Annotated in this window: 21 protein-coding genes; 7 read left to right on the top strand and 14 right to left on the bottom strand. The window is 75.1% G+C overall.

Annotation, left to right across the window (positions count from 1 at the left end; translation table 11 throughout):
* Positions 1 to 32 precede the first annotated feature (32 nt).
* The 3 genes from TK50_RS01750 to TK50_RS01740 form a co-directional block, all read right to left on the bottom strand.
* On the bottom strand, positions 33 to 1370 hold the full coding sequence (locus tag TK50_RS01750) for an acetyl-CoA carboxylase biotin carboxylase subunit (RefSeq protein ID WP_043961055.1): 1338 nt from the start codon (positions 1368 to 1370) through the stop codon (positions 33 to 35).
* A gap of 242 nt (positions 1371 to 1612) precedes the next feature.
* The gene (locus TK50_RS01745) at positions 1613 to 1798 is read right to left on the bottom strand and encodes a DUF397 domain-containing protein (protein ID WP_043961053.1); all 186 of its coding nucleotides are present in this window, start codon (positions 1796 to 1798) and stop codon (positions 1613 to 1615) included.
* Positions 1795 to 2559: a DUF5753 domain-containing protein gene (locus TK50_RS01740; protein WP_043961051.1), complete on the bottom strand. Its 765-nt coding sequence runs from the start codon at positions 2557 to 2559 to the stop codon at positions 1795 to 1797. Before TK50_RS01740 ends, TK50_RS01745 begins: the two co-directional genes overlap by 4 nt.
* A 270-nt stretch (positions 2560 to 2829) precedes the next feature.
* Between TK50_RS01740 and TK50_RS01735 the strand changes: the two genes are divergently transcribed.
* Together TK50_RS01735 and TK50_RS01730 are read left to right on the top strand one after the other, a co-directional pair.
* On the top strand, positions 2830 to 3108 hold the full coding sequence (locus tag TK50_RS01735; RefSeq protein ID WP_377537205.1) for a hypothetical protein: 279 nt from the start codon (positions 2830 to 2832) through the stop codon (positions 3106 to 3108).
* A 61-nt stretch (positions 3109 to 3169) separates the two neighbouring features.
* Complete coding sequence (locus tag TK50_RS01730; protein WP_229405693.1) at positions 3170 to 3412, top strand: hypothetical protein; 243 nt, start codon at positions 3170 to 3172, stop codon at positions 3410 to 3412.
* Positions 3413 to 3615: 203 nt separating this feature from the next.
* Here TK50_RS01730 and TK50_RS01725 read toward each other — a convergent pair whose 3' ends face one another.
* From TK50_RS01725 to TK50_RS01715, 3 genes are all read right to left on the bottom strand, one after another.
* A complete protein-coding gene (locus tag TK50_RS01725) occupies positions 3616 to 4245 on the bottom strand; it encodes a TetR/AcrR family transcriptional regulator (protein ID WP_043961049.1) in 630 nt (209 codons plus the stop codon).
* A 71-nt stretch (positions 4246 to 4316) separates the two neighbouring features.
* The gene (locus TK50_RS01720; protein WP_043961045.1) at positions 4317 to 7154 is read right to left on the bottom strand and encodes an ATP-binding protein; all 2838 of its coding nucleotides are present in this window, start codon (positions 7152 to 7154) and stop codon (positions 4317 to 4319) included.
* 9 nt (positions 7155 to 7163) lie between these two features.
* Positions 7164 to 8951, bottom strand: coding sequence for an HSP90 family protein (locus tag TK50_RS01715; RefSeq protein ID WP_043961043.1), 1788 nt, complete (start codon positions 8949 to 8951; stop codon positions 7164 to 7166).
* A 191-nt stretch (positions 8952 to 9142) separates the two neighbouring features.
* On the opposite strand from TK50_RS01715, the gene TK50_RS01710 reads away from it, so the two are divergent.
* Positions 9143 to 9496 (top strand): DUF7144 family membrane protein, encoded by a 354-nt coding sequence (locus TK50_RS01710; RefSeq protein ID WP_144420124.1) that lies wholly within the window; start codon positions 9143 to 9145, stop codon positions 9494 to 9496.
* Positions 9497 to 9549: 53 nt separating this feature from the next.
* Here the strand turns inward: TK50_RS01710 and TK50_RS01705 are convergent, their stop codons facing one another.
* From TK50_RS01705 to TK50_RS01690, 4 genes are all read right to left on the bottom strand, one after another.
* Positions 9550 to 11196, bottom strand: a complete 1647-nt coding sequence (locus TK50_RS01705) for an esterase/lipase family protein (RefSeq protein ID WP_144420123.1) — start codon at positions 11194 to 11196, stop codon at positions 9550 to 9552.
* 151 nt (positions 11197 to 11347) lie between these two features.
* A complete protein-coding gene (locus TK50_RS01700) occupies positions 11348 to 12250 on the bottom strand; it encodes a sulfurtransferase (protein WP_043961039.1) in 903 nt (300 codons plus the stop codon).
* Between the two features lie 57 nt (positions 12251 to 12307).
* A complete protein-coding gene (locus tag TK50_RS01695; RefSeq protein WP_043961036.1) occupies positions 12308 to 12754 on the bottom strand; it encodes an imidazolonepropionase-like domain-containing protein in 447 nt (148 codons plus the stop codon).
* A gap of 1 nt (position 12755) precedes the next feature.
* Positions 12756 to 13523, bottom strand: a complete 768-nt coding sequence (locus TK50_RS01690; protein WP_043961034.1) for an SGNH/GDSL hydrolase family protein — start codon at positions 13521 to 13523, stop codon at positions 12756 to 12758.
* Between the two features lie 201 nt (positions 13524 to 13724).
* Here TK50_RS01690 and TK50_RS01685 point away from each other — a divergent pair, with 201 nt between their 5' ends.
* From TK50_RS01685 to TK50_RS01670, 4 genes are all read left to right on the top strand, one after another.
* Positions 13725 to 15494, top strand: coding sequence for a proline--tRNA ligase (locus TK50_RS01685; RefSeq protein ID WP_043961032.1), 1770 nt, complete (start codon positions 13725 to 13727; stop codon positions 15492 to 15494).
* 58 nt (positions 15495 to 15552) lie between these two features.
* Complete coding sequence (locus TK50_RS01680) at positions 15553 to 15978, top strand: CBS domain-containing protein (protein WP_043961031.1); 426 nt, start codon at positions 15553 to 15555, stop codon at positions 15976 to 15978.
* A 95-nt stretch (positions 15979 to 16073) separates the two neighbouring features.
* Entirely contained in the window at positions 16074 to 16502 is a 429-nt protein-coding gene (locus TK50_RS01675; protein ID WP_043961029.1) for a SufE family protein, read from the top strand.
* A 20-nt stretch (positions 16503 to 16522) separates the two neighbouring features.
* Positions 16523 to 17149, top strand: a complete 627-nt coding sequence (locus tag TK50_RS01670) for a DsbA family oxidoreductase (RefSeq protein WP_043961027.1) — start codon at positions 16523 to 16525, stop codon at positions 17147 to 17149.
* A 69-nt stretch (positions 17150 to 17218) separates the two neighbouring features.
* Here TK50_RS01670 and TK50_RS01665 read toward each other — a convergent pair whose 3' ends face one another.
* From TK50_RS01665 to TK50_RS01650, 4 genes are all read right to left on the bottom strand, one after another.
* Positions 17219 to 17779, bottom strand: coding sequence for a YbaK/EbsC family protein (locus TK50_RS01665; protein WP_043961025.1), 561 nt, complete (start codon positions 17777 to 17779; stop codon positions 17219 to 17221).
* A gap of 207 nt (positions 17780 to 17986) precedes the next feature.
* Positions 17987 to 18181 carry a hypothetical protein gene (locus TK50_RS01660; RefSeq protein WP_043961023.1) on the bottom strand — a complete coding sequence of 65 codons (195 nt, stop codon included), beginning with the start codon at positions 18179 to 18181 and terminating at the stop codon, positions 17987 to 17989.
* Between the two features lie 37 nt (positions 18182 to 18218).
* Entirely contained in the window at positions 18219 to 19004 is a 786-nt protein-coding gene (locus tag TK50_RS01655; protein WP_043963649.1) for an SDR family oxidoreductase, read from the bottom strand.
* A gap of 161 nt (positions 19005 to 19165) precedes the next feature.
* A complete protein-coding gene (locus TK50_RS01650) occupies positions 19166 to 20626 on the bottom strand; it encodes an MFS transporter (protein ID WP_043963646.1) in 1461 nt (486 codons plus the stop codon).
* Positions 20627 to 20703 lie beyond the last annotated feature (77 nt).

Here is a 20703-nt window from a genome sequence, read left to right as displayed (position 1 = left end):
GCGGGGGGTAGGGGGCGGGGGCGGGGCGGGGGTCAGCGCATGCGGGAGACGATGCCCGTGTCGTAGTCGCCGGAGAGGAACTCCTCGTTCTCCAGCAGCTCGGCGAAGAACGGCAGGTTGCACTTGGGGCCGGCCACCTCGAACGCGGCGACCGCCGCGCGGGCCCGCTCGATCGCCTCCGCCCGGTCCCGGCCGTTGACGATCAGCTTGGCCAGCAGGCTGTCGTAGAACGGGGTGACCGTGTTGCCGTCGACGTAGCCGGAGTCGACCCGCACGCCCTCGCCGGCCGGCTCGCGCCACGTCGTGATCACGCCGGGGCCGGGCAGGAACCGCTTCGGGTCCTCGGCGTTGATCCGCAGCTCGATGGCGTGGCCGCGCGGGGCGAGCGCGTCCGGGTCGAACGTCGGCGCGAGGCCGGCGGCGACCCGGAGCTGCTCCTCCACCAGGTCGACGCCGTAGACCAGCTCGGTGACCGGGTGTTCGACCTGGAGCCGGGTGTTCATCTCCAGGAAGAAGAACTCCTGCGTGGCGGGGTCGAACAGGCACTCCACCGTGCCCGCGTTGCGGTAGCCCACCGCCTCGCCGGCCCGCACGGCGGCGGCCAGGAAACGTGCCCGCAGCTCCGGCGAGACCGCCGGGGACGGGGACTCCTCGACGAGCTTCTGGTTGCGCCGCTGCACCGAGCACTCCCGCTCGCCGAGCGCCACCACCCGGCCGTCGGCCAGGCCGAGGATCTGCACCTCGACGTGGCGCACCCGGGGGAAGTAGCGCTCGATCAGCACCGACCCGTCGCCGAACATCCGCTCGGCGAACGCGCGCACCTTGTCGTACTCGGTGCGCAGCGCCGCCTCGTCGGCGGCCACGCCCATGCCCATGCCGCCGCCGCCCGCCGCGGCCTTGACCATCACCGGGTAGCCGATCTCGGCGGCGGCGGCGACCGCCGCGTCCAGGTCGGCGGCCGGGTCGGTGGTGCCGGGCGCGACCGGCACCCCGGCCGCCGCCATCAGGTTCCGGGCGTTGATCTTGTCGCCCATCGCGGAGATCGCGTCCGCGCCGGGTCCGACCCAGATCAGCCCACTGCTCTCGACGGTACGGGCGAAGTCGGCGTTCTCCGACAGGAAGCCGTAACCGGGGTGGATCGCCTGCGCGCCGGTCGACTTGGCGGCGGCGAGGATGGCCTCGACGTTGCGGTAGCTCTGGGCCGGGTTCGCCGGTCCCACGCAGACGGCCTCGTCGGCCTCGGTCACGAACGGCAGGCCGGCGTCGGCCTCCGAGTGGACAGCGATCGCGCGGATGCCGAGCCGGTTCGCGGTTCGGATGATCCGACGGGCGATCTCGCCGCGGTTGGCCACCAGCAGCGATTCGATCATGTTCTCCTCCAGCGTCCAGGGGTGGGGACGATGCCAGGGAACCATGGGTGACGGAGCGTCCACGAGTCAAGCGCGTGGCGGCGGGGCGGGTTCAGCCGCCCGTGTCGAGCTGCTGCGGACACAGCACAGGCCCCCGGCGGATGCGAGGGCCTGCGGGTCGACGGGGTTGCGGGTGGAAGGACTGCGGGTGGAGGTGCTGTAGGCGGGAGGGCTGTGGGGCGAAGGGCCGCCGGTGGAGCGGGTCAGGCGACGCGCTTCGCCAGCGTGAGGAAGCCGCGCCAGGAGGCCGGCGAGAAGGAGAGGGTGCCGCCGTCGCGGTCCTTCGTGTCGCGGACGAGGACGACGCCGGGCAGGTTGTCGGCGACCTCGACGCAGTCACCGCCGTTGCCGCCGCTGCGGGTGCTCTTGCGCCACTGCGCGCCGGTCATGTCCATGCTGCTGCCGCCTCCCTCAGGAGATCCAGGGACTGCGACCGCGACAGAGCCTCACCCCGGATCCGCTCCCACCGTCGTTCGAGCGTAGCAAGTTGGGCGGCCTGATCGATGATCTGCGCCTGGGCCTGACTGTCCACGTGGGCCACCCGCGTCCCGCCGGGAAGCTCGGCGATCGTGAAGGGACCGTCGAGCCCCGGATAGGTCGGGGCGTCGCGGGGAACGATGTGCAGTTGGATGGTCGGCAGCTCCGCGCAGGTCACCAGGCGGGCGAGCTGGGCCGCCATGATCGCCCGCCCGCCGGCCGGCACCCGGCGGATCACCTGCTCGTCGATGACGACGACGGTCGTGGGTGCCCGGTCGCAGTTGAGGATCGCCTGCCGGGCGATGCGGGCCACCACCAGGTCGTCGACCTCGACCGGCGAAAGGGGCTGCCCGTGGAACGTGACGCGGGCGTACGCTTCGGTCTGCAACAGGCCCGGCACCCAGGCCAGTTGGAAGGCGCGCAGGGCGACCGCCTCGCGCTCGATGTCGACCCACGGCCGGAACCACACCGGCTCGCGGCGCAGGGCATCCGGCCAGAGGTCTGCCACATCCTTGCCGAGGATCCTCGCGACTTCGCCACGATGCCGGGTCTGCGGAATGCGCCCGGGGTTCGCCCAGCGGGCGACGGTCTTCGGGTGAAGCCCTATGCGACCTGCCAAACTCTCGGCGGTCTCCGACGCCTCGGCGAGGGCCGTGACGAACGCATGATTCATGCCTGAGTCCCTTCAGGAACCTACGGAACGTCCGAAGGAAATCATCTAACGCTGTGTGATTGCGCCGCAACCCTGCGGCAGGCTGTCGTCGGGACGGCGTGGGTCGGGGTGGCCGAAAGGCCCCGGTCCACGTTCGTCGAGGGGGCCGCCCGGTCGGTCCTGCGCACCAGGCGCGGGCGGCCCCCTCTCCACCGGCCACGGACAGGGGAAGCAGATGCCGAACCGAGCAGGACCCACCGCGCCGGCGACCGCCGGGGCCGGGAGGCGGCGGTGACCGACCGGCCGATCGTCCCAGGCGACGTGCTGCACCTGACTCGCGCCGCGAGCCCGCAGTTCGTCGAGCCGATCACCGTGCGGGTCATCCGCGAGGTGCCGGACCGGCACACCTACCACGGCTGGACGTGGATCGAGGCGTACGAGTTGGACGCCCGGGGCGACGCCGTCGCCAAGCGCGAGCTGTTCGTGCTGCGCGAGGGGTTGCACCGACTCGCCGGGACCCCGCGGCAGGCAGCGCCCGCCCGGGGCACGAGCCCAGCCCGGGTGCGCTGATGTCCCGCTCGGGTCCCCGGTGCCCCGCGCTCGTGCCGTGATGCCCCGCCGGCACCTACCGATGCGCCCCGCCTGGCTCTGCCGGGTCTGCGCCGCCCAGTGGCCCTGCCCGGCCGCGCGGCTCGACCTGCCCGTCGAGTTCCACGGCCACAGCGTCGCGCTCGCGTTCTACCTGGCCGCCGCGATGCGGGACGCCATGGACGACATGTACCGGCTCGGCGGCCGGCCCGACAGGGCGGCGATGCACGCCCGCTTCCTCGGCTGGCTCTCCCCGACCCGCCCTCACCGGACCGAGCGCCACTGACCGTCCGGGGCGATGAGGCCAGGACTGGTGTCGACATACTCGACATACCGGGCGACGCAGGCAGAAGATCGTGCTCGATCCTGGAAAGAGTGGCATCCGCCGGGGAACGACACCACTGTTTCCCTGATCGAGCGCGATCTTGTCCCGGTCGAGCCCGGCGCCGAGCGCGATCTTCCCGGTCGAGCCCGGGGTGGAGCAGGGGCTCAGGCGTCGGCGTCGGCCTCGGCCAGGAGGGCGGCCAGGGTGGCGGCGCGCAGCAGGGCGGCCCGCCGCTGCCGGTCCACCTCGCCGCCGAGGAACGGCGTCGAGTTCATCAGGCCGAACGCGGCGTGCGCCAGCACCCGCGCCTCGCCGTCGGGCAGGCCCGGGTGCAGGGCGGTCAGCACCGTCACCCACTGCTCCACGTAGAGCCGCTGGAGGCGGCGGATGCGGCGGCGCGGCTCGTCCGGCAGCCGGTCCAGCTCGTGCAGGTGCAGGGCGATCACGGCCGGGTTGGCCAGCGCGAACTCGACGTGGAAGTCGATCAGCGACTCCAGCGCCGCGCGCGGGTCGTCGGAATGACCGGTGACCCGTTCCCGCCCGCCGTCGAGCAACCCCTCGCTGACCGGGATCAGCGCGGCGGCCAGCATCGCCTCCTTGCCGGCGAAGTGGTGGTAGAGGGCAGGGCCGGTGACGCCCGCCGCCGCGCCGATGTCGTCCATCGACACGCCGTGGTAGCCCCGCGCGGCGAAGAGCCCGACCGCGATCTCCAGGATCTCGTCCCGCCGGGACCGTCGCCTGCCAGTGCCCGCCACGCCGCCCGCCGCTCCCCGTGCCCGCTGTTCCACCGTCACCCGGCAAGCCTAGACCCGACCGGACGCCTAGGTTACCCGCCGGTCGGCCCCCGTCAGCCGTGGTCGCCCCATCAGTCGTCGTCGTCGCCCAGGCCGTGCTCCGCCCGGACCGCCGCCGCCTCGTCCGGGCGGCCCAGCTCGTCGAGCACCCGGGCGAGCAGCCACGCCGCCTGGGACGCCGGCCGGGAGCCCGGGGGCAGGCCGCCGAGCACGTTCCGCAGCAGCGGCTCCGCCTCGCCCGGCCGGCCGGCGCGCACCAGCAGCTCGCCGCCGAGCAGCTCCACCCGGGCCGCCTCGCCGAACGCCTCGATCGACCGCAGCCGGGCCGGCACCCCGGCCAGCCGGTCCAGCCCCTCGTCCGGCCGGTCGTCGGCGGCCAGCACCCGGGCACCGACCTCCGCCGCGAGCGCCGCCTCGTACGTCACCACCGGCGGCACCTCCGGTCGACCGGTCAGCGCAACGGCGAGCCCGTCCACCACCTCGACGGCACGCACCGCCGCCGGCACGTCTCCGGACCAGTTCAGGGCGTCGGCCTCCCGGCGGCGGGCGCGCAGCTCGTCGACCGGCGCACCGGCCAGCCGGTAGGCGGTGGCCGCCTCGGCGAACCGCTGCGCGGCCAGCGCGTCCCGGTCGGCGTCGTAGAGCAGCCCGCCGGCCTCCTCCAGCACCTGCGCCCGGTGGGGCAGGTTGTCCGGCCCGTCGAGGTTGCGGGCGAGCTGGTCCAGCAGGGCCAGCGCCGGCTCCAGCTCACCGAGGTCGACGTAGATCCCGGCCAGCAGGTGCCGGCAGCGGTCCGCCTCGGCCTGCGCCCCGAGCCGGTCCAGCCCGAGCACCGCCTCCTCCGCCACCTCGGCCGCCTCCGCCGGCCGCCCGGCCGCCCGGTACGCGTTCGCCAGCTCCCAGCGCAGGAAGGCGTCCCCGTCGGCGCCCTGCTCGACGCAGAGGGTCACCGCCTCGGCGAAGTCCTCCACCGCCTCGGCCACCCGGTCCGCGCTCAGCAGGGCTCGCGCCCGGAACACCCGCACCGGCAACCGGGCCTGCGCCGGGGCCGTCTCCAGCGCCTCGTCGCAGGCGGCAATCCGCTCGGCCGGGTCGTCCGTCGCCCGCGCGTACGCCAGGGTGGCGGCGGTGACCAGCTCGCCCACGCCCACCTCGCGGGTGAGCCGGCGGGCCAGCTCGGCCGCCGCCCGGAACTCCTCCGGCCGCTCCAGTTCCTCCAGCACGTGCGCGCGGTGCAGCGCCACCCGGGCGGCCAGCCACGGGTCGACGTCGGCCTCGGCGGCGGCCAGGTCGGCGGCGGCCAGCGCTTCCTCCCAGCGCTGCAGGTGCGCCAACGCGAGGGCGAGCCGGTCGTACGCGGCGGCCCGCTCCCGGGCGTCACCCTGCCCGGCGAGGAAGTCGGCGGCGTCCCGCGCCAGCGCCAGCCCCTCCTCGCCGTCGCCGGTGAGGCAGAGCAGCGCACCGAGCCGGCCGGCGACCACCTGCTCGCGCACCGGGTCCGGCAGTTCCCGGTACGCGGCCAGCGCCGCCCGGTTCGCCTCCTGCGCCGCCTGCGGGCCGTCGGCGTCGGTCAGCTCGCCGGCCCGCAGCTCCAGCCGCCGCGCCGCCGTCCGGGGCGGCTGCCCGCTCGCCCCGAACCGCTCGTCGTAGGCGGCCAGCGCGGCGGCGAAGCCCGCCCGGTCGTGCGTACGCCAGCGCTCGTCGGCCAGGTCGAGCAGCTCGTCGGCGGTGGCCCCGGCCGGCACGGTGGCCGCCGGGGCCGGTGCCGCCGGCGGTTCGGGCCGGCGGGCCGGGCGACGGCGGAGGCTGGCCGACAGCGGCAGGTGCTCGCCGTCGGGGCCGGCGGCCAGCCTCCGGGCGATCCACTCCGACTGGTGGGTCGTGCCGTTGCGGGCGTCGAACCGCGCGGCCAGCGCGGTCGCCGTGTCGGTCAGCTCGGCGGCGAGCGCGGCGGCGGACACCTCGCCCGCCGGCCGCTCGCCGGCCGCCCGCCGGTGCAGGGTGACGTCGCCGGCCCCGGCGGCGCGGCGCAGCGCGGCGGCGGCCGTGGCCGCGAAGTGCATCGCGGCGGCCGGGGTCGGCGCGCGGTCCAGCCAGTCGAGGTGCCGCTCGACGATCTCCACGGCCCGCGCCTCGTTGCCGGTCAGCGTGCAGAACTCGACGTGGTCGCCGATGTCCCACAGGTCCGACAGGTTGCCGCGCAGCCGCCGGTACGCCTCCCGGTGCGCGTCCCGCGCCGCGTCGCCCCGCCCCGAGCGGAGGTAGGGCACCAGCAGCGCGGTCAGGATCGCCTGCGGCTGCTCCGTGCAGGTCAGCCGGCCGGCGAGGACCGGCTCGGCCAGCGCCACCGCCTCGTCGTGCCGGCCCACGTGGGCGAGGTGGGCGACCTGGGTGGTGGGATCGCAGCCGGCGCAGTCCGACAGCTCGTCGCGCGGGGCGGTCAGCCACTCCTGGTACCACCGCTCGGCGGCCTCGGCGTCGCCCACGTGGTCGGCGACCAGGTAGCGGTGCTTGTGCACGGCCTGGAGGCTGTGCCCCGCGTTGGCGTACCGGCGCTGCATGTCGTCGAGCACCGCGTACGTGCGGTCCAGCGGCAGCTCGGGGAACTTCAGCATGGCGTTGACCATGTACTTGAAGTGCCAGAGGAGCTGGTGGGCGTAGCGCTCGTGGTAGGGCTGCGGGTCCCGGTCGAACTCGGCCAGGCACCACGAGAAGGTGACGAAGGACTTCGCCGGCTCGCCGCCGTAGACGTACGCGGTGGTGGCCTGCATCCGCACGGCGAACGCCAGGTGCCGGTCGTCGCCGCTGTCGGCGCGGCGCAGCAGCTGCTCCAGGGCGGCCGTGCGCCCCGCGCCGTACGGCATGCCGCTGCTCTCGTGCAGCATCCGCCACAGCTCGTCGTCACTCATCGGTGCCACTCACTCCCGTCCCGGTACGGCCCGGCCGAGCAGGCCGAGGAAGGAACTGTTCAGCAGCGCGGCGTCGGCCGCGCGGATCGGATGGTGCCCGAGCAGCAGGGCCTGCCCGTACAGCGCCTCGACGGCGAGCCCGACCAGCTCCGGGTCGTCGAGGGTGGTGACCCGGCGGACCAGCGGGTTGCGGTGGTTGAGCACGAGCTGCGGGCGGTCCGGCGGGGCGGACGCGGCGAGCGCGTCGAGCACCCCGCCCCACAGCTCGTCGGCGGCGTCCCGGGTCGCGGCGAGCTGGTCGTTGAACGCCGCCGACCGGCTGACCAGGTAGAGCGCAGGCAGCGACACCGGGTCGTACGCCCGCACCACCACCTCGCAGCCGAGCCGTTCCAGGGCCCGCTGCGCCCCGGCGAGGAACGGCCGCAGGGCCAGCTCGACGGCCGGGTCGAGGGCGTCGAAGCGGGTGGTCAGGTCGCTCGGCTCCAGCCGCTCGATGAGCACCGACCGGTCGATGGCCGGCAGCCGCTCGATCAGCTCCGCGTCGTACGTGAACCCGGCGTTGACCACCGCCAGGTCCTGCGCGGCGGCGACGGCGGCGAGCTGGCGGAACTCGTCCAGGCTGGCCGCGTACCGGACCAGGCCGTGGCGCTGCCGGAACTCGGCCAGGGTGAGGGTGCCGACGTTGGTCTCCATCGGCCACCACTGGTCGACCAGCCGCAGCATCTCGTCGTCGTGCACGGCGAGGGCCTTCACGCCGAGGTGGTGCACCTGGAGGAACTCGCCGAGCCGCCGCGGGTCGTGCCGGGCCAGCCGCACCAGCCAGCCGCGCACCTGGTCGCCCAGGGCCTCCCGGGTGGCGGTGAGCAGGGCGTCCTCGTAGAGCGCCTCGCGGCTGGCGGTGGGCCGCAGCTCCCCGGCGTCGACCACGCAGTGGGCGAAGAACGCCCAGTCGGGCAGCAGCCCGTCGGCGTGCTCGGTGAGCAGCATCCGCTTGAGGTAGACCCGGTGGCCGGCGCGGGCCGCCGGGTTCACCGGGGTCGGCAGGATGAACGCGACGCCGGTCAGGCCGGCCTCGGGCACCGACAGCGGCACCACGTCGAACGGGTCGACGCCGAGCAGCTGCCGGGCGTAGCGGGTCAGGGCCGGCCGGTCGACGCCCGCGCCGGGCGCGGTCGGCCAGGGCGGCCCGCCGGTGGTGGTGACCGTGTCGCCGACCCGGACGGTGACCGGCAGCAGCGCCCCGTAGAGCCGGGCCAGCTCGGTGACGGTCGCCGTGGCGAACCACTGGTCGGCGTCGCGGCGCGGCACCAGCGTCACCGTCGTCCCGGGCTCCGGGCGCTGCTGACCGGCCGGGGCGACCTCGACGGCGTACCGGCCGTCGGCGTAGCCCGTCCAGAGCACCGTCGGCTCGTCGGCGTGCCGGGTGACCACCCGGATCTCGTCGGCCACCAGGAAGCAGGAGAGCAGCCCGATGCCGAACTGGCCGAGGAACTCGTGCCGGGAGAAGCCCAGCTCGTCGCGCTTGGAGCTGCGGCCGATGGTGGCCAGCAGCTCGTGCACCTGCGCCTCGGTGAGGCCGATGCCGGTGTCGTGCACCCGCAGCGTCCCGTCGCCGGTCAGCTCGGGCGGGAAGATCCGCACCAGGGCCGGCGCGTCGGGCTCGCCCGCCCGCCGCGCGGTGATCGCGTCGACGGCGTTCTGCATCAGCTCACGGACGTAGACCCGTGGGCTGCCGTACAGGTGATGACTGAGCAGGTCGACCACGCCCCGGAGGTCGACCTGGAAGGTGCGGTCCAACGCTGCTGCTCCCCGGTCCGATGCCGGCGCTCACCGTACCGGTGATCACCGACGCGTGGCTGCCCCCGTTCGGCCCGATCGCCGGACACCCGGTCGTGCGGCCCCTAGCGTGAGGGCCGGGACGCGCCGAAGCGGGAACGGGCCGGACGGGGGGCACGGTGGTCGACGGCGGCACGAAGGAGCGTCCGCTGGTGCTGGCGGGGATCCTGCTCGGCGGGGCGGGCGTCTTCGACGTGCTGGTCGGCATCGGCGACCTCGTCGGCGACCCGTACATCTCCATCGAGGGCGGCGCGTTGTACCACTACGACGTCACCGGCTGGGCCTGGGTGAACCTCACCGCCGGGGTGCTGCTGGTGGTGGCGGGGGCACTCGTGCCGCTGGGTCGGCGCTGGTCCGCCCGGCTCGCGCTGTTCGCCGTCGCCGCCGCCGCCGCGACGCACCTGCTGATCCTGACCTACCACCCGCTCCGGGTGGTGATCGTCCTCGGGCTGGCCCTGGCCGCCGCCCGGTTGGTGCTGCGGCAGCGGCGCTCGCCCACCGCCTGACCACCTCCCCGGCTCATCGGCCGGTCGGGCCCGAGCCCCGACGGCGGTCGGCGCTACCGGGATTCCCGGGGCGGCTGGCAGACCTTGCCGGTCAGCGCCGGGTCCGGCTGCTCGCTCTCCTCCCACGCCGGGTTGGCCGAGATCGGCAGCGGGGGCGCCTGCCAGGCGGCCCCGAGCCGCTGGAGCAGGGGGTACTCGCGCGGGGTCCGCTGGACCGGCTCGCCGCCGAGGAAGTTCACCAACCGGTCCTGGACGAGGGACCGGTTGAGCAGGCCGCCGTGCACGCCCGGGGTCTGGAAGACCGGGATGCCGCTGTAGTCGCCGGGCGGCGCCTCGGCGGCCGTCGTGTACGGCAGGAAGGCGACCATCCGCACGCCGGGCACCGGGCACATGAGCTGGTTGCGGTAGAACGGGGCGTCGTCGAGCAGCGAGCGGATGAACGGCTCGTCCGGCCCGTTGCCCGGCGCGCCGGCGAGACGACCCAGCCCGAACATGGCGCGGAGCATCCAGCCGGTGGCCACGCCCCACCCGTGGCCCTGCCCGCGCGGCGGGTAGTAGGCCCGGCCGGCGTTGATCAGCGGGCTGAACATGACCAGCGCGTCGACCGCCGGATGGGGCCGCCGGGCGAGGTAGGTGCGGGCCACGAGCGCCCCCTCGCTCTCCCCGACCAGGGCCACCTTCCGGCCGGTACGCCGGTGCAGCCGGTCCACCTGGTCGGCGAGCAGCCCGACGCTGTCCGCCACCGAGATGGTGGTGTCCTGTGGCCGGTAGGGCAGAGGCCGGCCGTCGGAGCCCAGCCCCCGGTAGGAGAACCGTTCCACCCTCGGGTCGTGCGGCTGCTCGCCCCCGTACGCGGAGCCGTAGCCGGCCAGCACCACCACCGCCTCGGTGACCTCCGGCGGCAGCGGCCGGGTGAGCAGCACGTCCTCGGTGCGCAACTGGTTGCCGGGCACCGTGCTGGCCAGCGACGGAATCAGCAGCGGCACGACGAGTGCCAGCAGGGCCACGATCGGGGCCACCGGCACCCGGGCCCACCGCAGCCGGGGCGCGAGCACGGCCGCCCGTACCGTCCGGTTCCACAGCACGCCGTTGACCACGCCCGCCGCCGCTGCCACCGGCACCGTCCACCAGCCGGGCACGCTCCACGCCACCGCCCCGGCCACCGTGAGCACCACGAAGTTCAGCAGCGTCCACCCCACCAGGGGCAGCGAGGGCAACCCCCGCCACCACGGCCCGACGGCGGCGGCCCGTTGCAGGAACGGCGCGAGCAGGAACATCGGCAGCAGCGACGCGAGCAGCACCCAGGACAGCGCCACCACCGACGCGGCCACCGAGATCACCGCCCACGGCACGACGAGGACCGTGACCACCACGGAGACACCGACGTTGCGCTTCAACAGCTGGCGTACGGGCGGCCGGGGCGCCTCGACCGGCCAGGCCAGCGCGACGAGGCCGGTGGTCAACGCGCCCCGGGTGAGCGCCACGTAGGCCAGCCAGAGGACGAACTCCGGCCACGACCGGTGGTAGACGAACAGCCACCGCAGGTCGTGGTACGTGTCGTACGGCCAGACCGCGCTCACCTGGGGCGCGATCCCCTCGGCCGCCACGAAGTCCATGGCGACCAGGACGGTGGCCTCGGCCGCCGGGAACACGGCGGTCAGCACGAGCAGCGCGACGAGCCTGCGGTCCAGGGTCAACACGGCCTCCTCGCCACCGTCGTGGGTCCTGCCCCTCTCGCAGGCTCCACCGGTGGCGGGCTCCGTGTCGGCGCATCCGGCACATTGCCCACAGAAGGACGGGTGCGGGCCGTTGTCGTGTCCCCGGGGCCGGCCGCCCGTGGCCGGGCGCGGGTCAGCCGGCCAGGCCGCCCGGCTGGTCGCCCTTCACGACGGGGGCCCGCACCAGGTTGCCCCACTCGGTCCACGAGCCGTCGTAGTTGCGCACCTGCGGGTAGCCGAGCAGGTGGTGCAGCACGAACCAGGTGTGGCTGGACCGCTCCCCGATCCGGCAGTACGCCACCACGTCGTCCGACGGGCTCAGCCCGAGCTGGTCGGCGTAGATCGCCCGCAGCTCGTCGGCCGACTTGAACGTGCCGTCGTCGTTCGCCGCCGACTTCCACGGCTTGCTCACCGCGCCCGGGATGTGCCCGCCGCGCAGCGCGCCCTCCTGCGGGTAGTCCGGCATGTGCAGCATCTCGCCCGTGTACTCGCCCGGCGAGCGCACGTCCACCAGCGGCCGGCCGGCGGCGACGTGCGCCATCACCTGCTCCCGGTACGCCCGGATCGGCGCGTCGTTGCGCTCCGGCACCGGGTACGCGGCGCGCGGCCGGGTGACCTTCTCCCGGGTCAGCTCCCGCCCCTCGGCGGCCCACTTCTGCCGGCCGCCGTCGAGCAGCCGCACGTCCGCGTGGCCGAAGAGCGAGAAGACCCAGAGCGCGTACGCCGCCCACCAGTTGAAGTTGTCGCCGTAGAAGACGACCGTGTCGTCGCGGCCGATGCCCTTGGCGGCGCACAGCTCGGCGAAGCTGGCCGCGTCCAGGTAGTCCCGGGTCACCTGGTCGTTCAGCTCGGTGTGCCAGTCGACCTTCACGGCACCCGGGATGTGCCCGGTGTCGTAGAGCAGCACGTCCTCGTCGGACTCGACCACGACGAGGCCCTCGTCGCCGAGGTGCTCGGCGAGCCAGTCGGTGGTGACGAGCCGCTGCGGGTCGGCGTACGACTGGAGGCGGGGGTTCGGATCACTCGGCACAGGCATGAGCCCAACCTACGCCGCTTCCCCGAACCCGGGGCGACGGTCGGGGCGGTCGAGCGGTCAGGCGCGGCGGTGCACGAGCCGGCCGGCGACCACGGTGGCGACGCAGCTCCCGTCGTCGGCGAAGACGGCCAGGTCGGCCCGGCCGCCGGTGACCAGCTCGGGCGGGCGCGCGGACGCGAGCAGCGCGACCCCGTTGCGGGCGGCGGCGGCCCGCAGCCCCGGGTCGGTCACCCGGTCGGCGAGCACCGCGGCTGCCCCGAGCCCGAACAGGGCGTGCACCCGTTCGCGCGGGGTGGGGGCGGGCGGCAGCGGCCCGTCGTGCACCAGCGCCGGCCCGAGCATGCCGGCCCACCGCCGCACCCGCACCCCCGGGTACGCGGCCGTCAGCTCGCCGGCCGGCGCCACCGCCTCGATCAGGTCCCCCGTCACCAGCACCGCCGTGTCGGCGACCGGCCGGTCGTCGAGGGTGCGCCGCAGCAGTGTCGCGGCGTGGATGGTCCGCACGTCAGTCGGCGACCGGGCCGAGCATCGGCCGCTTCGCGGTGACGGTGTCGCCGGACGAGCGGCCGGTGAGGCGGCGCTTGATCCACGGGGCGAGGTGCCGGCCCGCCCAGCGCAGGTCGGCTGCGCGGGCGGCCAGCCACGGCGTCGGCGCGGGGTGCGGCGGGACCAGCAGCCAGTCCTCGTCGCAGCCGACGCCGAGGGCGGTCAGCACCTGCCCGGCGACCCGCCGGTGCCCCGCCGCCGACAGGTGCAGCCGGTCGGTGCTCCACAGCATCGGGTTGAGGAAGGTGTCGTCGGCGTAGAGGTCGACCAGGATCGCGCCGTGCCGCTCGGCGGTCTCCCCGACGGCCCGGTTGAGCAGGTGCACCCGGGGCGCGACGAGCCGCTGCCCGGGCAGCCGGGCCATCACGTCGGCGAACCGGAACAGCAGCACGTCCGCGCCACCGGAGCGGAGCTGCCGGACCACGTCGTCGAAGCGGGCCACCAGCGCGTCCGGGTCGAAGGTGCGGCGCAGCACGTCGTTGCCGCCGGCCGCGAAGCTGATCAGGTCGGGCTTCATCGACAGCGCGGCCGGCACCTGCTCGGCCACCACGTTGGGGAAGAGCCGACCCCGGATCGCCAGGTTCGCGTACTGGAAGTCGGGGCCGGCCTCGGCGGCGAGCCGGGTGGCCACCAGATCCGCCCAGCCCCGGTAGGTGCCGTCCGGATACGCGTCGTCCATGCCCTCGGTGAAGCTGTCCCCCACCGCCACGAAACTGCGCCAGCCCACCGAACCCTCCGCCTTGCCGGCAAGGAAGGGCCCTGTTATGAAGGGCCCCTGCTCAACGTCAGACAGTCTGGCACCGGCCACCCGCGCGCATCGTCCCGGCACCGGGAACGTGAGGGAGTTCATCGACAGCGAGACGCCTCCGGTCGGCCGCGCCGGTAAACCGCGTCGCCCGGCCGGTCACCGCGGCCGTACGCTGCGCTGATGTTGTTGCGCATGTCGACCCTGCTGCTGCGGACCCTGCGTGAGGACCCGGCGGACGCGGAGGTGCCGAGCCACCGGCTCCTGCTGCGCGCCGGCTACGTCCGTCGCGCCGCCCCGGGCGGCTACACCTGGCTGCCGCTGGGCAAGCTGGTGCTGGACCGGGTGACCGAGATCGTCCGGGGCGAGATGACCGCCATCGGCGACCAGGAGGTGCACTTCCCGGCGCTGCTGCCGGCCGAGCCCTACCGCACCAGCGGCCGGTGGGCCGAGTACGGCGACGACATCTTCACCCTCGCCGACCGCCGGGGCGCCGAGCACCTGCTCGCCCCGACCCACGAGGAGCTGGCCGCGCTGCTGGTGAAGGACCTGTTCACGTCCTACCGGGACTTCCCGGTGACGCTGTTCCAGGTGCAGACGAAGTTCCGCGACGAGGCCCGCCCCCGCGCCGGGCTGCTGCGCGGGCGCGAGTTCCTGATGAAGGACGCGTACTCGTTCGACCTGGACGACGCCGGGCTCCAGGCCGCCTACGACCGGCACCGCGAGGCGTACCAACGCATCTTCACCCGGCTCGGGCTGGACTTCACCGTGGTCCGCGCGACGTCCGGGGCGATGGGCGGGTCGGCGTCGGAGGAGTTCCTGGCCGCCACGGACGTCGGCGAGGACACCTTCGTCGGCTGCACCGCCTGCGACTACGCCGCCAACACCGAGGCGGTCGTCACCCGGCCCCCGGCGGCCGGCGACCCCGACGCGCAGCCGGCGTCGGCCGTGCACGACACCCCGGAGACACCGACCATCGCCGCGCTGGTGGACCTGGCGAACACCCGCCGGCTCGCCGGCCGCGCCGACTGGACGGCCGCCGACACCCTGAAGAACGTCGTGCTGACCGTACGCCGGCCGGGCGTGGCCGAGGCCGAGCCGCTGGTGGTGGGGCTGCCCGGGGATCGCGAGGTGGACCTGAAGCGGCTCGGGGCGGCGCTCGCCCCGGCCACCGTGGCGGTCTTCGACGACTGGGCCGCCCACCCGGAGCTGGTACGCGGGTACATCGGGCCGCAGCGGCTGGCCGGGCTGGGCGTCCGCTACCTCGTCGACCCCCGGGTGGTCCCCGGGACGGCCTGGCTGACCGGGGCCGACGAGCCGGGCCGGCACGCCACCGACGTGGTCTGCGGCCGGGACTTCACCCCGGACGGGACCATCGAGGCGGCCGAGGTGCGGCCGGGCGACCCGTGCCCGGCGTGCGCCTCCGGCGCGCTGACGATGCGGCGCGGGATCGAGGTCGGGCACATCTTCCAGCTCGGCCGGCGCTACACCGACGCGTTCGCCGTCGACGTGCTCGGCCCCGCCGGCAAGCCGGTCCGCCCCACCATGGGCTGCTACGGCATCGGGGTGTCCCGGGCGGTCGCCGCGATCGCCGAGCAGCACCACGACGACCGGGGCCTGGTGTGGCCGGCGGCGGTCGCGCCGTGCGACGTACACCTGGTGGCGGCCGGGAAGGGGCCGCAGCTCGACGCGGCGCTGGAGCTGGGCGGACGTCTCGCCGCCGCCGGCCTGCGGGTGCTGGTCGACGACCGCACGCACGTCTCCGCCGGGGTGAAGTTCACCGACGCCGAGCTGATCGGTGTCCCGCGCGCCGTCGTGGTCGGCCGCCGTCTCGCCGACGGGTACGTCGAGCTGCGCGACCGGGCCACCGGCGAGCGGACCGAGCTGCCGCTGGCGGGGCTGGTGGACCGGCTGCGCGACGAGGCGCTGCGTGCCCGGGGCGATCTGGTGTAGCGGGCGGCGCACTGGGTACCGGTTACCGATCGGCACAGGTGTGTATTCGGAGGCTCCCATGACCGGTTACCGGGTCAGCGACGTGATGACGAGGCAGGTGGTCTACCTGCCTGCGGAGACCACCCTGGACGAGGCGGCCAGGGTGATGAAGGAGGCGGACATCGGCGACGTGGTGGTCACCGACGGCGCGAGCCTCGCCGGCATGCTGACCGACCGCGACATCGTGGTCCGGGCGGTGGCCGAGCGCAGCGATCCGGCGACCACCACGATCGGTTCGGTCATCACCCGCGAGGTGGTGATGATCGAGCAGCACGCGACCGCCGGGGAGGCGGCGTCGCTGATGCGGGAACGCGGCATCCGGCGCATCCTCGTGTGCGACGGCGAACGCAAGCTCGTCGGCATCGTCTCCCTCGGCGACCTGGCCATGCAGCTCGACCCCAACTCGGCGCTGAGCGACATCAGCGAGCAGGCCCCGACCGTGTGAAAGGAGGGGCCCCCTGTCAACGCCTCCGGTAGGGCAGGGGCCCCTTCTTGACCACCGTCGGGCTGCCACCGATCGACCGTCGGTAGCCTGAACGGATGCCCGAGATGCCGACCAAGCTGGCCGAGATCGTCGACGAGTTCGCCGCAGCCCCCCGCGACGTGGTGCTGGAGATGCTGCTGGAATACGCCGACGTCATCCCGCCGCTGCCCGGGGAACTCGCCGGCCGGGAGGGCATGGAGCAGGTCCCCGAGTGCCAGACCGCGTTCTTCCTCCGCGCCGAGGTGAACCCGGACCGGACGGTGACCACCTGGTTCGACTGCCCGCCGGAGGCGCCGACCACGCGCGCCTTCGCCGGCATCCTCGCCGAGGGGTTGTCCGGGGCGAGCACCGACGAGGTGCTCGCCGTGCCGGACGACCTCTACCAGCGGATGGGGTTGGCGCAGGCGATCAGCCCGCTGCGGGTCCGGGGCGGCACGGCCATCCTGGCCCGGCTCAAGCGCCAGGTCCGGGAACAGATCTCCTGATCGACGGGTTGTCGCTGGTCATGGAGATCGAGATCTACGCCGACGTCGTCTGCCCCTGGTGCTGGATCGGCAAGCGCCGGCTCGAACAGGCGCTGGAGTCGTACGGCGGTGAGGTGACCGTCCGGTACCGGCCGTTCCAGCTCGACCCGTCGCCGGTTTCCGAGCCGAAGCCGCTGGTGGAGGCGCTGGCCGCGAAGTTCGGCGGCCGGGAGCGGGCGGAGGGCATGTTCGCCCAGGTGACCCGGGTCGCCGCTGGCGTGGGGCTCGACATGCGCTTCGACCGCGCGGTGCACGCCAACACCTTCGAGGCGCACCGGCTGATCCGGTTCGCCGCCGAGCGGGGCCGCTCCGCCGAGCTGGTCGAGGCGCTCTACCGGGCGCACTTCGCCGACGGGGTCGACATCGGCGCGCGGGACGCCCTGGTCAAGCTGGCCACCGGGGTCGGCCTGGACGAGGTCGAGGCCCGGGACTACCTGGAGTCGAACCTCGGCCGCCGCGAGGTGGCTGCCGACCTGGCCGCCGCGCGCGAGCTCGGTGTCTCCAGCGTGCCGACCTTCGTGCTGGCCGGGAAGTACGCCGTCACCGGCGCCCAGGAGCCGGAGACCCTGCTCGCCGCCCTGCGCGAGGTCGAGCAGCGCGAAGCCTGACGCGTCAGGGCCACGATCCGGGCAGCCAACGATCGGCGTCGATCACGTTCCACGTGAAACGACATCGATCTACGCCGTGGGCTGGGCGGGCCTGGCCAGCCCCTCCACCACCCGGGCGCCGGGGAGCGCGCCGAGCGCCGGCCCCGGCAGGGCGATCTTGCTGTGCCGCACGCCGGAGCCGACGATCACGTACGGAGCGGCGACCACCCGCGCGTCGACCAGGATCGGCCAGTCCCCGGGCAGCCCGATCGGGGTGATCCCGCCGTACTCCATGCCCGTCAGCTCCACCGCCTCGGCCATCGGGGCGAAGCTCGCCTTGCGTACGTCAAGTGCCCTGCGGGCCACCCCGTTGACGTCGGCCCGGGTGGTGGCGAGGACGACGCAGGCGGCGTACCGGATCTCGCTCCCGCGCTTCCCGGCGATCACCACGCAGTTCGCCGACACGTCCAGCCCCACCCCGTACGCGGAGCAGAACTCGGCGGTGTCCGCGAGGCTCGCGTCGATCGGCGCGACGAGCACCTGGTCGACGTCCACCGGCGCGTCGGCGGGCCACTGCCCGAGCGCGGCGGCCACCGGGGGCGCCAGCAGGTCCGATCGGCTCCGGGCGGGCTCGGTCTTCAGCGTTCCCATCACGGCTGCGATCCTCGCATCCCCCGACGCCGCCGGCTCGCGGGACGCCCACCGCAGGTGGCCGGGCCCACGCCCAAGCGAGGCCGGACCGGCGATGCCGGTGTTACCACCTCGGGGCCGGCCCAGCCCCGTGCCCGGGCCGGCCCCGAGGTGCGTCCCCCGCCCCGCCGGGGGAGCTGTCCGGCCCCCGTGGGGACCGGTGCCAGGTCAGCCGTTCGCGACGAACGGGTTCTCCCGGACGAACGTCCGGTCCTGCGCGGCGGCGACCTCCTGGGAGCGCAGCACGCCGGGTCGGCGGGCCTCCAGGTCTTCGAGGGCGTGCCGTACGGCGAGCCGGATCACCCCGTAGAGGAAGACGAAGCCGGCGACGTAGAGGATCACGGTGGAGACGAGGACCAACATGGCGTCACGGTAGGCAGACGTCGAACGGGGAGACTTCTCATCTACGGTCGGTTCCCCCGTACGTGGCGGCGAGGTGGTCCGCCCAGGTTCGGCTGCCCGTCACAGTCGCGGCGGTGGTGAGACCGCCCGCGCGCAGGGCCCGCCCGAGCCGCCCCGGCAGGCGCACCGGCAGCAGCGGGCGGCGGGAGCCCCGAGCGGCGCGCCAGGCGTACGCCGCCTCGTCGAAGCGGAGCACCTGCGGGCCGCCGTACTCCTCGATGTCGCCCAGCGGCCCGGCGGAAAGCCGCGCGGATAGCCGGGCCGCCACCTCGCCGGGGTCTACCGGCTGGACGAGCAGCGCCCGGTCCCCAATCACGGGGCCGAGTCGACCGGACATGGTGAGCAGGCGGTCGAGGAACGGGTGGAACTGGGTGGCCCGCAGCACCGACCAGGGCACCAGCCCCTCGGCGATCACCCGCTCGGCCGCCAGCTTGTGCCGGTAGTAGGGGAACGGCACCCGGTCCACCCCGACGATGGAGACGTGGAGCAGGTGCCCGACCCCGGCCCGGCCGGCGGCGACGGCCAGCCGGCGGGTGCCGAGCACGTCCACCTGGTGGGTACGCCGCCCGCCCCCGGGCAGTGAGGCCAGGTGCAGGACGGCCTCCACGCCGGTCACCGCCTCGGCGAGGCCCGCTCCCGTGGCGAGGTCCACCACCGTCCACTCGGCCTCCGCTCCGGTGCGGGGCCGCCGGCTCGTCGCCCGCACGGCGAACCCGTCGGCACGCAGCCGGGGCAGCACGACCCGCCCGAGACCGCCGGTGGCCCCGGTGACCAGCACCTTCATGTCCATCTCCCTCCCGACGCCCCCGGGCAGGGTCGTCCACCGACCCGACGAGCCGGCCCGCCGGCTCGTGACCGGACCCGCGCCGCGAAACCGGGCCGGACAGGTGGGCCGGCTACCGGGGGCCGGGCCGCCAGGCCAGCGGACGCCTGCCGGCCGGGATCTCACTGCCGGGAGCCCGGAGCCGGCCCTGCCGGGATCACCCGGCCGGCGAGCAGGACGCCCAACCCGGCCAGGCCGGCCGCCAGGACCAGGGTCACCGCGTAGCTCGACCGGCCGGGGGTGGTGCCCGCCGCGAGCACCGCGCCGGTCAGCGCCAGCACGGTCGCCGCGAAGAGCGAGTCGCCCAGTTGCAGGGAGGAGCTGTTGCGGCCCTGCTCACCGGGGGCGGACAGCTCCAGGGTGAGCACCGACAGCGACGGGTAGAGCAGCCCCATCCCGAGCCCGGCGGCAGCCCAGCCGAGCACGCACACCGGCAGCGGCACCGCCGGCCACACCGCGAGCGCCACCGTGGCGGTCCCGCCGGTGATGCAGGCGAGCCCGGCGCGGACCAGCGTGGCGGAGGACCGGGGCGCGAGCCGGTCCCGCAGCCCGGCCAGGAGACCGCGCCGGGCCGCCGACGCTGGGGCGGGCACCGCGGAGCCGGGCGCGGGCAGCCGGCCCTGCAACCAGGACCCGGCCGACCAGGAGAGCGCGCCGACGGTCAGGACCAGACCCGCGCCGGTCGGCGTGAGCCCGCGCTCCCGGGACAGCATCAGCGGGATCACCACCTCGGCACCGGCGAACGCGGCCGAGGCCAGCCCCCGCAGCCCCACCACCGTGGGCAGGCCCCGGCCGGCCCGCAGGAAGCCGGCCGGCAGCAGGCGCGGGGCGCAGCAGAACAGGCCCGCGAGCGCGGCACCGACCAGGCCGACCGCGAGCACGCCGCGCTGCTGCCCCCCGTAGTGCAGCAGTGCGGCGCTCGCCCCCGCCCCGAAGGCCCAGCCGACCCGGGCCGCCGCGCCGGTCGACGGCCGGACGACGGCGGACGGTGCGAGGCTGCGCAGGCCCGGCTGGACGAGCAGCAGCGCCGGCACCGCCACCGCGGGCACCGCCAGGAAGACCCACCGCCAGCCGAGGTACTCGACGACCAGCCCGGCGATCGCCGGGCCGACCAGCGACGGGATGACCCACGCCGCCGCGAACGCGGCGAAGATCCGCCGGTGCAGCGCCTCCGGGTACGCCCGCCCCACCACCACGTAGAGCGCGACCGACAGCAGGCCCGAGCCGAAGCCCTGCACCATCCGGCCCGCCACGAGCACGCCCATCGTCGACGCGGAGCCGGCGACGAGCAGCCCGGCCACGAACCAGCCCGCCCCGTGCCACACGGGTGCCCGGGGGCCCCGCGCGTCGCACCACACCCCGGAGACGACCATCCCCACCACGCCGGAGGCGAAGGCCCCGCCGAACGCGAGCCCGTAGAGGGACAGCCCGTCGAGGCTGCGGGCGACGGTGGGCATGGCGGTGCCGACGGCCAGCGCCTCGAAGGCCAGCAGCGACACCAGTGCCACCACGCCCACCGTCATGGCGCGCAGCGCGGGGGCGAACAGGTGCCCCGGGGCGGCCGGGGGCGCGACGGCGGTCACCGCCGGCCGGCTGTGCGGAAGACCCACGCCGGTGGCGCAACCGGGGGCTTCCGCCGCCGCCCGCCGGCCGGGCGTTC

The organism is Micromonospora haikouensis (assembly GCF_000876225.1).
GTDB classification, from domain to species: Bacteria; Actinomycetota; Actinomycetes; order Mycobacteriales; family Micromonosporaceae; genus Micromonospora; species Micromonospora haikouensis.
Note: the sequence above shows the minus strand (reverse complement) of the source record. Positions and strands in the feature narration are given on the sequence as shown.

Bases quoted from the DNA above. Each gene is read 5' to 3' on its own strand.
- TK50_RS01740 (WP_043961051.1), bottom strand. From the start codon at position 2,559: ATGAATCATGCGTTCGTCACGGCCCTCGCCGAGGCGTCGGAGACCGCC.
- TK50_RS01700 (WP_043961039.1), bottom strand. From the start codon at position 12,250: ATGCCTGTGCCGAGTGATCCGAACCCCCGCCTCCAGTCGTACGCCGAC.
- TK50_RS01660 (WP_043961023.1), bottom strand. From the start codon at position 18,181: ATGTTGGTCCTCGTCTCCACCGTGATCCTCTACGTCGCCGGCTTCGTC.
- TK50_RS01670 (WP_043961027.1), top strand. From the start codon at position 16,523: ATGGAGATCGAGATCTACGCCGACGTCGTCTGCCCCTGGTGCTGGATC.
- TK50_RS01680 (WP_043961031.1), top strand. From the start codon at position 15,553: ATGACCGGTTACCGGGTCAGCGACGTGATGACGAGGCAGGTGGTCTAC.
- TK50_RS01675 (WP_043961029.1), top strand. From the start codon at position 16,074: ATGCCCGAGATGCCGACCAAGCTGGCCGAGATCGTCGACGAGTTCGCC.
- TK50_RS01665 (WP_043961025.1), bottom strand. From the start codon at position 17,779: ATGGGAACGCTGAAGACCGAGCCCGCCCGGAGCCGATCGGACCTGCTG.
- TK50_RS01720 (WP_043961045.1), bottom strand. From the start codon at position 7,154: ATGAGTGACGACGAGCTGTGGCGGATGCTGCACGAGAGCAGCGGCATG.
- TK50_RS01655 (WP_043963649.1), bottom strand. From the start codon at position 19,004: ATGAAGGTGCTGGTCACCGGGGCCACCGGCGGTCTCGGGCGGGTCGTG.
- TK50_RS01685 (WP_043961032.1), top strand. From the start codon at position 13,725: ATGTTGTTGCGCATGTCGACCCTGCTGCTGCGGACCCTGCGTGAGGAC.
- TK50_RS01745 (WP_043961053.1), bottom strand. From the start codon at position 1,798: ATGACCGGCGCGCAGTGGCGCAAGAGCACCCGCAGCGGCGGCAACGGC.
- TK50_RS01730 (WP_229405693.1), top strand. From the start codon at position 3,170: ATGCGCCCCGCCTGGCTCTGCCGGGTCTGCGCCGCCCAGTGGCCCTGC.
- TK50_RS01750 (WP_043961055.1), bottom strand. From the start codon at position 1,370: ATGATCGAATCGCTGCTGGTGGCCAACCGCGGCGAGATCGCCCGTCGG.